Here is a 12,891-nt window from a genome sequence, read left to right as displayed (position 1 = left end):
TTACTTAATAACTTCCTCTGAGTACACCAGCCAGAGCGGCGTGTCGATGTCCATGTTGTATATCTTTGTTGGCACGCTGCCCAGGCTGAGTGACGGTATGGGGTTGCTTCCCTTCAGGCCGAGCACCAGCAAATCGTACTTTCCTTTGCGAAGCTGCAGGCAGATCCGATCGGCCGTGCTTTTTCCGGCGGCACGAACTAAGATGTAAGGCACATCGGCTATTTCACCGTGCCGTTTCTGAAGCTCCCTGAACCTTCCATTTACCACCTCTTCCGCTTTCTTTACTGCTTTCTCCTCGGATATCAGCGGGAAGTACTGCGTGGGCAGTTTATAAACGTGCATAATCTCGAGGTTTAGCCCTAGCTGGTCCGAAAGGCTTTTGCTAAGCCGCAGCGCGTGCACCGAAGCGTCAGAGAAGTCTATCGGTGTCAGCACCCGCTCTACATTGAACCTGGCTGTTTCCGGGAAAACAAGAATGCTGCAGGGCAGGATGCGCAGCAGCTTGGTGCCCAGGGCACCTGTGCTTTTATTGCTCATCCGTTTGCCAAGCAGTGTCAGCTTTACATCATATCGCTTTACCAGGTCAGCCATCATCACCTCGGTATTCGGTTCTTCGCTCACCAGTATCTCATGGTCGCAGCCCCCGGCAAAATGCTCCGCCACGATGTCGGCGATATTAGCCTCCACCTCTTGACTCAGGTCCACATCACCGAAAGTTTCCCGGAAATCCTCGCTCAGTTCAGATGTCTTTATATTATGGACAAAAAACACCTTTTTCACCGGCAGGCGCTCACATACCGAGCGGGTGAAGGCCACCAGCTTTTCATCTATATCACTTAGGTCCAGGCAGACCATCATAGCATCTATTGCAATCATAAATTTTGTTCAGTTTTTGAAGGTGGTGGTACATCTCTTTTCCCGTCAGATGCGCTGTTCCTTTCAGATGCGCTGTGCTCCTGCTTTGTCGCTCGCTTCGCTAGCATCTCAGCCATTAACTGCTGGTAGTCTTTCCGTTGCTGTGCTGTATTCAACTTGTTTTCTTCTTCCATCTCTTCGCTTAGCCCCTTGTACAGGCTGTAGCACATCGAGAGCAGAATAAGGGCAAAGGGCAAACCTGTGATGATTACAGCCGTTTGCAGGGCCTGTAAGCCCCCGCCAAGCAAGAGTACTGCGGCCACAGCGCCACCTGCCAATGCCCAGAAAATACGCAAGCCCACTGAAGGATTTGGATTACCGCCCGAGGTAAGGCTTACCACCACCAACGAACCGGAGTCGGAGGAGGTAACAAAAAAGCCGGCTATCAGCAGCACTCCAATAACAGATAATATGGTGGAGAAGGGCAGCTGTTCAAAGAATATGAACAAGGCCGTGGAAATATCTGCTGCCACCGCATCGGCAATAGCCGTGTTGCCGGCCAGTGTTTCGCGCAGCGCCGTGCTGCCGAAAGCGGTCATCCACAGGAAGGAGAGGAGGGAGGGGGCTATGAGTACACCCAGTATAAACTCCTTGATGGTTCTGCCCTTAGATACCCGCGCAATGAAAATACCCACAAATGGTGCCCATGAAATCCACCAGGCCCAGTAGAAAACTGTCCAGGTGCCCTGCCAGTTGTTAGAGGAGAAAGCTTCATTCCAGAACGAGAGCTGCATAAAGTTACCCATGTAGGAGCCAATGTTCTGCACGTAAGAGCCCAGTATAAAAACAGTTGGCCCCAGTACCAGCACCGCCACCAGTATTAACAGTGCAATGCGTATGTTCCACTCACTCAGGATGCGCACACCCTTATCGACTCCGGTTGCCACAGATACAGTGGCAATACCGGTGATCACAGCAATAAGTATAATCTGGGTGGTGATGTTGTTTACAATGGCTGGAAATACATGGCTAAGTCCTGCAGCCACCTGTTGCACACCTAGTCCCAATGAAGTTGCCAGACCGAAAAGCGTTGCAATTACAGCCAGCGTATCGATAATGTGCCCTGCTATACCATGAATCCGCTCGCCCAGAAAAGGATAGAAGGCAGAGCGCACTGTTAGCGGTAGCTGCCGGTTGTAAGTAAAGTATGCTAGCGCCAGCGCTACCAGTGCATAAATAGCCCAGGCGTGTAGTCCCCAGTGCAGGAACGTATAGTTCATGGCTTGTCGGGCGGCGGCAGGTGTGCCAGGCTCCCCAAGTGGGGGTGTCTGGAAATGGTTGATTGGCTCAGCAATGCTCCAGAAAAGTAAGCCGATTCCCATGCCCGCACTGAAGAGCATGGCAAACCAGGCGGAGGTGGTGAACTCAGGTTTGGCGTCCTTGCCGCCTAATCTTATCCCACCAAATCGGCTGAAGGCCAAAAACAGGCAAAAAGCTACAAATACGTTCACGCTGAGTATAAATAGCCAACTCATGTTAGCCGTTACAGCCGTCTGTACATCGCTGAATATCGCCTCGGCACTCTCCCGGAAAATAAGCACCAAAGCGATGCTGATCACCAGAAAAACAATGGATGACCAAAATACAGGGCCATTTACCTCCAGGCCCAGTGACTTCTTTGTATCGCTTCTAGTTACTTTACTCATCAATCAGAAATTTTAAATCAGAAATAATACCCCATGTTTATATTAAAGCGCAAGTGCCAGTCCGTGTCTCCGGGTGTGCCGAAGGCAAGGGCGTTTGTCCACTCGGGACCGAGCCAGGGTTGGTTATACCCGAATGCTGCATCGGTATAGATGTACATCGGACCGGCGGTGAACAAGGCACCCAGCACGTTCATATGGGTGTTCTCAAAGCCACTTACACGCTTGTTGTAGTAGCCGTAGTTGTTGTAGAAGGTGATGCCCTGCAGCAGGCGCGTGTCGAGGGGCAGGTGATAGGCTAAACTGGCGGTGTACATTTCACCTTTGGAGGCCACGTTGTAGTTCGCGCCGTAGGCCCCCATTTCTACAAAATTCAGGTCCTCCCCGGCTGCGTATTGTGGGTTCATGCGGTAGAGCATTGCCTGTAGCTTTACATTCCAGGGGCTGTAGGCAGGTTTGTACTCATAATGTACGGCGGCAGCGTACCTGGTGCCATTTTGCTCTGTGTCCAAGTTATAAAGGAGCCCGCCCTGAAGGGAAGCCCCCAGTTCATGGGCAAGGCTGTCGCCCAGGCGCCGCACCAGCTTGAAGTCCAGTTGGTTGTTCTCTTTGTTGCGACCGGTAATATCGTAGGAGTAGCGGTTGGGGCTGGGCTCCGCCAGGCCAAACACAAACTCCTCAGCGCTTTTATAATAGGCTGCCTGCCATTGCCACCTGCCGCTGTCGTGTATGTATTTTACCCCCATGTCATGGTCATCCTCGAAACCTACATAGTAGGTGATGTTAAAGAACCAGTTGTTGGAGTTGTACTGCTGAATGCCGAAAGGCACCTGGTTCAGGCCAACTTGTATCTGCGACCTTTCCGATAAGTCATGCTGAAACCAACCCTGCTTCAGGAAAGCGCCGCCAAAGGCCTGTGAGTAATGTCTGAACTCTGCGTTCAACTTAATGCCTTTGTACTCTGACTCTACATTGATACGGAATACGTCATAGCCAAAGTCGCCGCCCCGCTCCAGCTGGTCTTCTTTCCAGGTGGAAAGGTTGTAGTTGAAGCGCAGCGCGCCTCCTATTTTTAGGATTGGCTCAGGAGGGTCTTCTTCCGGATATTGAGCATAGCCCCATGTGCTGATGAGGCAGGTGATAAAAAGTAAAAATAGTCTTTGCATAATAGAAGGATGTAGTAACACATCTAAAATCCTTCATAAGTAGGACGGTTTTAAAGCGGAAATGTTCTTTGGAGTACCAGAAGTGGTTTTTATATCTGGTTTAATATTCATGAGTACTGCTGGATACGGTATACAATGGTAGGAGTAACGCATAGTTGCAGATGTATTCTCTCTGAGCTTACAGGAAGAGTTTTCTCTGCAGGGCATAGGCACTTCAATAATTCGTTCCTGACCTATCCATGTCAGTCCCTGGAAACCCCGCAGCACACAGAAGGTTTGATACTGTGTGGCCAGCGTCTGCCTGACAAAGATGTGCTGGGCATGGCACTCCTGTTTAAAGGTGCGGCAGCACTCCTCCACATGCCAGTGCTTTGCCTTCACCTCCTCAAAGTTTTCTTGTAGTTGCTGCCTTTGACTGGATGACTCATGCTTATCCAATCAAGTATGAAGGACTGGTACTAAAAAAGAAAATGGCTGCCTAACAAAACCCTCGGATAAGTCACTGCAATTCCAGCAGTCGGTTTTAAGGGTGTCTGCTGTTTACCTGCCCCTGCTATAGCGCCACTTTATCAGAGGGTGTGCGTTTAAAAGATATAGAGTGCGATCATCATGCCTTTCCGTCTGTCGGAAGAGGCCAACCCTGATTGCTATGGATGTAATTGAAGCGTACAAACAAAGCCGGGATAAATTATTCGAAGACAGAGGGGTAAAGTTCCAGTCAAAGCTGATACCTGCGAACGGGCCTGTCAGGCAAGTGCACTACCTTGAACTGGGCGCAGGGGAACCCCTTATCCTGATTCACGGCGGGGGCAGCCACTCAAGCGAATGGGTAGATATCCTCAAGCCCCTGTCGGAGCGGTACCATCTGTTTGTGGTGGACCGTCCGGGTTGTGGCCTCACCGATAGCATGAACTACCGTGGAGTTGCTTTCCGGCAAAGCGCCGTCGGGTTTATATCTTCTTTCATGAACGCGGCAGGCTTGGAAGCTGCATTGCTCATGGGGCAATCGATGGGGGGGTACTTCAGCATCTGCTTTGCCATGGAACACCCAGAAAGGGTAAAAAAGCTATTGCTCATGGGAGTTCCTGCCGGAATGAACAGGTGGATCCCTTTGGTGCTGCGGCTGTTGGGGACGAGAGGGGTCAACCGGCTGTTGGCTGGCACCATCGCCAAGCCCAGCATCCGGAACGTGAGGAGTATACACCGGCAGTTGCTGGTTGCCGATGCAGAAAAACTGTCGGAGGACTACCTCAGACATTGTTATCACAGCCAGCTCCTGCCCGGTTCTCAACCTGGGTTTCTGTCTTTGCTGGAGCGGGTGCTGACACTGAAATGATGGAGGGAGGACCTCTACATAGGCGATCAGCTGCATCAATTGAAAATGCCTGTCAGGTTCATATGGGGGGACAGGGATGTTTTCGAAAGGCCAGTGACGGGTATGCGTAAAGCCTCGGCTATACAGGACATGCGCTTTGAGGTGGTGGAAAATGCCGGGCACAGCCCCTGGCTGGACCAACGGGAACGGTGTGCCGATTTGGCTGCTGCCATGCTTTAGGAGTAGGCTTCCTGGGGCATGGCAGCAGGGATGAGTCCTGCCCCTACTGCAGTTAGAATACTTCCTGCTTATCCTGATAATGCAGTATACCAGCAGCAATATCAAAGCTGCAAAGAATTCTTATACACAACAGGCGTGGCCGGTATAATGCAACAGGAAAAGCCTAAGCGGCAGGATTAATGCCCTTCCTGGTGCATCTTTTGCTCTACGTGCTGGAGTAGTTGCCCCATCTCATGCCTGTAAAAGCTTCCTTTGAAGATGGCAATGGCAGACTGTACTGCTTTATGATTCATGACATACCTCAGTTTTTTCACACGAAGGGCTGATAGACAATGCTATATCCTTAATAAGTTGCTGGAATAAAGGATTCAATGAGAGTACGCAAGCATCTGTAACTATGAAGAACATAGTTATGTACCACTTCCAAGCAGTAGGTCTTTGGTTCGGATTTAAATGGAATTAACTCATATATATATATATATATATGAGTTAATTTATATATACTTGATACCTTCATTACATTTAACAGAGAGGGTTTTATTGTGTCGTGTGCAGTAGTTACGGATCTATCTCTTGAGAGCAGGGGACAACCTGCGGCAGTAGTGGTTTCAAGAATCCTTCACAGGCACTTTTACCGTAAACACTGCATATGAAGTTTCTCCCCACTCAACTCATACTCTTCCTGCGTAACAGCCCCGAGCGCCGCAACTTACAGCTCCTGTTTCGGTTTCTGGTGGTGTTGCTGATCCTGGTGCTGGCTTTCACCGTCATCTTTCACCTGCTCATGCTGCGGGAGGGGCAGCAGCATAGCTGGATCACCGGCTTCTACTGGACCCTCACGGTGATGTCTACTTTGGGATTTGGAGATATTACCTTCCACAGCGACTCCGGACGCTTTTTTTCTATTGTGGTGCTGCTGTCAGGCATGGTGTTCCTGCTGATTCTTTTCCCCTTCACATTCATTAACTTCTTCTATTCTCCCTGGATGAAGGCGCAGGAGAGTGCCCAGGTGCCGCGCGAGCTGCCTGCCGAAACGAATGGGCATGTGGTGCTAACCCGCTACGACCCGGTGACGGAGGCGCTGATAAAGAAACTGAACCGGTTCCGCTACCCCTACGTCGTGCTGGTACCGGACCTGGCTGAGGGGCTGCGTCTGCATGCACTGGGTGTGAACGTGATGCTGGGGGACCTTGATGACCCCAGAACATATAAAAAGCTGCAGGTGGAGGGCGCGGCGCTGGTAGCTACAACTGCCACAGACGTTATCAACACCAACGTTGCATTCACGGTGCGGGGGATAAGCAGTGAGGTGCCGATTATCTCCACCTGTAGCTTTGAAGCATCGGTTGACATCCTGGAATTGGCAGGAAGCAACCACGTGCTGCGGCTGGGCGAGATAATGGGCCAGTTCCTGGCGCGCAGGGCCAGCGGGGGAGACGCGCGGGCGCACGTCATCGGAAAGTTCGGGGAGCTGCAGATAGCGGAAGCCACTGTGGCCGGCTCACCGCTGGTGGGACTCACGCTGCGGGAGACAAAGCTGAGGGAGCAGGTTGGGGTCAGTGTGGCTGGTGTCTGGGAGCGCGGCAAGTTCAGGGCTGCGCAACCTGATACTCAAATCAGCCCCAGCACCGTGTTGGTGCTGGCTGGCTCAGAGGCTCAGGTGGACAAGTACAATGAGGTGTATCAGGTAGAACAGCCGAAGAGCCACCCTGTTGTAATTATCGGTGGCGGGAGAGTTGGCAGGGCCACAGGCCGGGCTCTGCAGGCACGCCAGCTGGACTACCGGCTTATTGAGAAGGCGCCGGAGCGGGTAAAACAAGACCCAAGGTACATTCTGGGGGACGCTGCTGAACTGGAAGTACTGCAGCAGGCAGGCATAGAAACTTCCCCCTGTGTTATCATCACCACACACGATGATGACATGAATGTGTACCTCACCATCTACTGTCGCAGGTTGCGACCGGACATACAAATCATCACCCGCTCCACCCTGGAGCGCAATCTGGGCACGCTGCACCGGGCCGGGTCAGACTATGTGATGTCTTACGCCTCCATGGGGGCGAACACAATCCTGAACCTGCTGAAGCGGAGTGACATTCTGATGGTAGCCGAGGGCCTTAACCTGCTCAAGGTAAAGGTGCCGGAGCGCCTAGCGGGGCGCACGATCGCACAGTCTTCTATCCGGCAGGAGACAGGCTGCACCATCATTGCTATCCGCCATGCAGGCATGCAGCATATCAATCCCGACCCCAACAATAAGCTTCCCGCTGATGCGGAAATCATTCTGATTGGAACCGTAGAGGCGGAAGAGCATTTTTTTCGCCTCTACGGGGCAAAGTAAACAACCTCAAGCAAAAGCTTACCCGCGGGTGATACAACATGCTGTGGATTAAAGGAGTAGTGAGTAAGAGTACGGCTCTATGGCCGCACCTGTAGTATGCCCTTCAGAAGATGTTTTCTAGTCCTATAACTTCGTCATCGTTACACACAGGATTATGCAACATAGTACTATAAATGGCCCGAAGCTATGGAGCAATGCTGCACTTGGAACTGCTCTCCAACAGTAGGAATAGTATACCACTTAAATAGATGCTGCTGTCCATGGTGGGCCAGCCCAGGGTCCTTCTGGTAAAGTAGCCCAGCAGTAGCATCACCACGACCTCAAGGAGCGCCTTCTCATGGAGGATACTGCGGGGATTAGCGTTACTTACGCCCTCCTTGCTTGCTGAAAGCCAGAAAGCAAAGCTGCTGAGACTCCTAACAGAAGAAGTGAGACAGGTTGCTCTGGCCAAGCTTATAGCCATATCGGAAGACATCACCGAAAAAATCCTTGTGAATTTTGCGTCTCTTCCTCCTGCTGCCACTATCTACTTCTTCCACGCATAGCGATTTCAAAAGCAGAAAACCTGAAACATATCAGGAATCATTGACAAGTTATGTGGTTCGGACAGAGCAACAGTTGGGCGTTGCAATCCCTGCTTTGCCCGGTTCTACCAGGAACTAAAACCAGAAGCGGTAGCTGAGCAGGCGACCGAAACCGGTTCTTGTAAAGTATGTGATAAAGGGATTGGATGGATTTAACCTTTTATAAATTTCTTAGCTATAATCCTGAATTTTGATACCATAAATTCTGTTAATTATACAGTTGTGTTAATATGGCGAGACAATCAGAATTATAGTAGACTGAATTACCAAAAATATATATTAGCGTGTAAACATTTATAGCAGTTCTTTGATATTCATGTTTTTAGTACAATCTTAATAGCTGGATAAAACAGATGTGGTGCAGGCTTTATTATAATATTTCTGATGCAACCAGTCACCTTTGAGGCTCTTTTAACGTAAAAACAGAAACAAAGCCCACCGCTTTTCACCCTAAAAAAAGTCCAAAATGATAGCAAACGATTACGCAGCCCCTATACCCACAGACAGGAAAGAGAAGAAGCGTGGGACCATACTTAAATGGACAGTGATTGGAATTCTGCTCCTGGGAATCTGCCTTGGCATTGCTGCTGTAGCTTATGAAATGCATACGTCAAAGTTTCAGGCACGTGAACTATCAGAATACGCCTCTTCCCTGACCTATAGCCTGGAGTCGGGGCCAAGCAATGAAGTGGTTTACCCGGAAGAAGGACCATTTGATGTGCGCCTTGGCTATGCTAAACTGCCGCATTTGCTGGAAAGAGCACAATCCCGTGGCTTAGAGGTAGCCTATCAGACTCGGTTCTCACCGGCCCTGGTAGATTACACTTCCAAGGGATTCTTTACACCTTACCCGGAGAAAAGTCAGACCGGCCTCAATATTGTCGACTGCCGGGGTGAGTCTGTATATCAGTCGCCATACCCGCGGCGCGTCTACTCCAGCTTTGAATCTGTTCCTTCCCTTACGGTGCAATCACTGCTATTCATCGAGAACAGAGAACTATTGGATACTGAAAGACCATACATGAACCCGGCCGTGGATTGGGGGCGTTTCACCAAGGCCATCATGCATGAGGCTGCCAAGGCTATCGGACTGGAATATGCAACAATAGGTGGCAGCACATTACCCACTCAAATTGAGAAATACCGCCATTCGCCTGCAGGGCTTACCGCCGGGCCTCGCGAGAAGCTCATGCAAATGGTGTCCGCAAGTGTGCGGGCATACCAGGGAGGAGCTGAAACGCTTCCTGCCCGCCAGGCTGCGGTGCTTTCGTATGTGAACACAGTGCCTCTTTCCGGTGCACCGGGATATGGCGAAGTACACGGCGTTGGTGATGGCCTCTGGGTTTGGTTCGGGTCGGACTTCGACAGCGTTAACCAACTGCTGAATATTCCGGCTGCCAGCGGCGATACACTCTTAGCACAGGGGCAGGCGCTGCGGCAGGTTCTGTCGCTGATGATTGCCCAGCGCCGGCCGTCCTACTACCTGGGTAACAGGGGCCGTGTGGAACTAAGCACCCTCACGGGTAGCTACCTGCGCCTGATGGCGGATAACGGTTACATCAGCCCGGAACTGCGGGATGCCGGACTGGCACAGGAAGTAACTTTCCGTGACTTCAGTAAAGACCCTGCCGTAACACCGATGGATACAGACAAAGGAGTTCTTATGGTGCGCACCCACCTTTCAGAGCTTCTGGGCACATCTTTATATGATTTGGACCGGCTGGACCTTTCTGCCACAACTACCCTGCAGAAAGACTTGCAGGAGCAGGTAAGCTCATACCTTAACCATTTGAGTGATCCGGAGTTTGCCGGTTCTGTTGGCCTTTTCGGGGAGCGCCTGCTAACACCTTCCAGTACCGAGCAGGTACGCTACAGCTTTACCTTGTTAGAGCACACCCCAAAGGGCAACCTGGTACGTGTGCAGACAGATAATACGGATCAGCCTTTTGATATCAACGAAGGGAGCAAATTGGAGCTGGGGTCCACCGCAAAGCTGCGGGTTCTGGTAACATACCTGGAGGTGATTGCTGAAATCCACAAACGCTACGCCAATCAGCCGGCAGAGGTGCTGCGGAAAGCGTTAGGAGAACCCCAGGATAACCTAACCCAGTGGGTGCTGGTGTACCTGCTGAGGGAGAAAGAGAAGGATTTGTCGGCTATACTGCATGCTGCGCTGGAGCGGCGTTATTCAGCCAGTCCGCGGGAGGTTTTCTTTACCGGAGGTGGCCAGCATACCTTCCGCAATTTCAGAAACGAAGATAACTGGAGCAACCCTACCGTGCGGGAGTCATTGCTGAAGTCCATCAACCTGCCATTTGTGCGTGTAATGCGCGACCTGGTGCGCTACAGCACCTACCAGACTGCCGGCTCCCGGGTGCAGCTGTTAGGAGATGATAAAGATCCGCGCCGCAGGAAATACCTGACACAGTTCGCCGACAGAGAAGGGAAGATGTTCCTGCTGCGCTTCTGGCGCAAGTACGAAGGTAAAAATCCTGAGGAGCGCCTGGACAAATTTCTGTCAGGGCTGCGCCAGGACCCGGTGCGGTTGGCCGCTGTTCACCGTTACCTGTACCCAGGTACCGACTCCGTTCTCTTTGCCAGGTTTTTGCGTGAGCGCTTGCCTGATGAAAAAATTAAGGATGACAGGGTCATGGAACTATACCATCGGTATGGGGCTAACGCCTATAGCTTACCGGACCAGGGGTATATTGCCCGTGTCCATCCGCTGGAGCTGTGGGTACTGCGCTACCTGCTAAAGCATCCGGAGGCGAAATGGGCCGATGTTGTGGAAGCAAGCCAGGAGCAACGCCAGGAAGTGTATACCTGGTTGTTCCGAACGCGTTTCAAAAATGCACGGGACTCCCGCATCAGTACCATGCTGGAAGTAGAGGCTTTTGCCGACATTCAACAGCGCTGGGAACGCCTCGGGTATCCTTTCGACCACTTGGTGCCTTCCTTCGCCACTGCACTCGGATCCTCCGGCGACCGTCCGGCGGCACTCGCAGAGCTGATGGGCATAATTCTGAACAATGGGGTGCGTCAACGGACACTCCGTATTGATAAGCTACATTTTGCTGCGAACACTCCTTATGAAACAGCCCTTACAAGACAACCTGTGGAAGGGGAGCGGGTAATGGCCCCGGAAGTGGCCACTGCTGTCAGGGGTGCATTGTCGGAGGTGGTGGATGCGGGAACGGCCCGCCGCCTGCAAGGTGGCTTTACCAAAGCCGACGGTAATCCTTTGCCAATGGGCGGTAAAACCGGTACCGGAGATAACAGGCTTGTTACCGTGAGTGCCGGAGGCCACCGCAAAACCTCCCGCGCTATTAACCGTACGGCCACGTTTGTGTTCTTCCTGGGCAACAACCACTACGGCACCCTGACCGCCTTTGTGCCTGGGCGCGAAGCAGCAGGGTTTAGCTTTACCTCGTCGTTGCCGCTACAGGTGCTGCGTGGTATGGCGCCAATCCTGCAGCCTTACCTGGAGCCCAGGCAAAATACCTCCTGCACAGAAGCGCCAGTGGTTTCTCCGGTGGCAGCGCAGCCGATAGCAGTAGAAGGGGAGGTGGCAGCTCAAACCTCCGCAGACAGTTAAGCTGGGTTTAAATGCTGCGATGTGGGTTTGGGTGCTTTAGAGGGATATGATATGAAGTCCGGGAAATTAAAAATGGGTGCCACTTCAGCGAAAGCAGGAAGTAGCACCCATTTTACGTAAGGGCACACGCATCGGGCGAGCTGCAAAATCAATAGTCCAGTTTATAGGCCACTACTTTGTTTTTTTGGAAAGTGGGAACCAGCACCAGTTTTTCTTCTTCTATATAATCAATATCTGCAGTGTTGGATTCTTCTCCTTTTGTGTCCAGCAGCAACTGCTCTTTTCCGTTACGCACCAGGTAAATCTCACCCTGCCACCGGCTGGCAATGTAGGTGCTGTCATCAATAATTACCAGGCCGTCGCCACCTGTTACAGTTTCATTTACAGGTTCAGCAGTTTTGTTCTGCATATTGTATTTTCGCAGTCCTTTTCCATCCAAAATAAACATTTCACCTGCCTCATTAAACGCGAGGCCGTTGATGCCCTCCATGCCTTCTGCCACCGTATTCACGCTGCCGTTTTCCAACACATGCACTTTGCCTGTTCCAGAATCAGTGAAATATACTTTTTTGCCATCAGTCGCGGCATCGTTCAGGAAGGTGGCACCCTGCACGGGGTAGCGGTTCGTGATGGAGCTATCGGCTATGCTAATTTCTACCAGTTCATCAATATCTGTTACATAGAGCTTGTCATTCATTTTCGCCAGGCCTTTTGGAGCATTCAATCCTGTCACCCAGTTCAGTTCGGCTACTGACCCATCAGGCCCCATCCTGGAAATATATCCTTTGCCGTCTTTTTCAGAATGATTCCCCTGGATGTTGCTGACATAGATGATGTTGGCGTCTTTGTCGTACAATGTCGACTCGGCAGTGGTCATGACCGTGTCTGTTTCCCATGCCTTTGTGAGGGTAGGGTTTCTAGGGGCCTCCGTTGCGTTTGCTTCTGCTGCTTCCTGGTTTTCAGTTTCACCTGAACAGGAAAACAAGACAGCAGCGAGTAATAGAAGTGAAAAAGTGCTCTTCATAGTCAGAAGGTTTTAGAGTGAGAAAAGTTTTTAAATATTTATTTTACAAAATATTATATTCCCTACGC

Annotated in this window: 8 protein-coding genes; 4 read left to right on the top strand and 4 right to left on the bottom strand. The window is 51.2% G+C overall.

Annotation, left to right across the window (positions count from 1 at the left end; translation table 11 throughout):
* From ACFS7Z_RS14750 to ACFS7Z_RS14740, 3 genes are read right to left on the bottom strand one after another with little or no spacing between them, the layout of a single operon-like run.
* A complete protein-coding gene (locus tag ACFS7Z_RS14750) occupies positions 1–876 on the bottom strand; it encodes a universal stress protein (RefSeq protein ID WP_377485894.1) in 876 nt (291 codons plus the stop codon).
* Positions 873–2,561: a BCCT family transporter gene (locus ACFS7Z_RS14745; protein WP_377485892.1), complete on the bottom strand. Its 1,689-nt coding sequence runs from the start codon at positions 2,559–2,561 to the stop codon at positions 873–875. The genes ACFS7Z_RS14750 and ACFS7Z_RS14745 overlap by 4 nt, the downstream gene beginning before the upstream one ends.
* 17 nt (positions 2,562–2,578) lie before the next feature.
* The gene (locus ACFS7Z_RS14740) at positions 2,579–3,724 is read right to left on the bottom strand and encodes a hypothetical protein (RefSeq protein ID WP_377485890.1); all 1,146 of its coding nucleotides are present in this window, start codon (positions 3,722–3,724) and stop codon (positions 2,579–2,581) included.
* A gap of 649 nt (positions 3,725–4,373) precedes the next feature.
* Here ACFS7Z_RS14740 and ACFS7Z_RS14735 point away from each other — a divergent pair.
* The 4 genes from ACFS7Z_RS14735 to ACFS7Z_RS14720 all read left to right on the top strand — a co-directional run bounded on the left by ACFS7Z_RS14735 (position 4,374) and on the right by ACFS7Z_RS14720 (position 11,799).
* A complete protein-coding gene (locus ACFS7Z_RS14735; protein ID WP_377485888.1) occupies positions 4,374–5,060 on the top strand; it encodes an alpha/beta fold hydrolase in 687 nt (228 codons plus the stop codon).
* A gap of 45 nt (positions 5,061–5,105) precedes the next feature.
* A complete protein-coding gene (locus tag ACFS7Z_RS14730; protein ID WP_377485886.1) occupies positions 5,106–5,279 on the top strand; it encodes an alpha/beta fold hydrolase in 174 nt (57 codons plus the stop codon).
* Between the two features lie 649 nt (positions 5,280–5,928).
* Entirely contained in the window at positions 5,929–7,620 is a 1,692-nt protein-coding gene (locus tag ACFS7Z_RS14725; protein ID WP_377485884.1) for a potassium channel family protein, read from the top strand.
* A gap of 1,050 nt (positions 7,621–8,670) precedes the next feature.
* Positions 8,671–11,799: a transglycosylase domain-containing protein gene (locus ACFS7Z_RS14720; protein ID WP_377485882.1), complete on the top strand. Its 3,129-nt coding sequence runs from the start codon at positions 8,671–8,673 to the stop codon at positions 11,797–11,799.
* Between the two features lie 148 nt (positions 11,800–11,947).
* Here the strand turns inward: ACFS7Z_RS14720 and ACFS7Z_RS14715 are convergent, their stop codons facing one another.
* The gene (locus ACFS7Z_RS14715; RefSeq protein WP_377485880.1) at positions 11,948–12,823 is read right to left on the bottom strand and encodes an ATP-binding protein; all 876 of its coding nucleotides are present in this window, start codon (positions 12,821–12,823) and stop codon (positions 11,948–11,950) included.
* Positions 12,824–12,891 lie beyond the last annotated feature (68 nt).

The sequence above is a fragment of the Pontibacter toksunensis genome (genome assembly GCF_042686245.1).
GTDB lineage: Bacteria > Bacteroidota > Bacteroidia > Cytophagales > Hymenobacteraceae > Pontibacter > Pontibacter toksunensis.
Note: the sequence above shows the minus strand (reverse complement) of the source record. Positions and strands in the feature narration are given on the sequence as shown.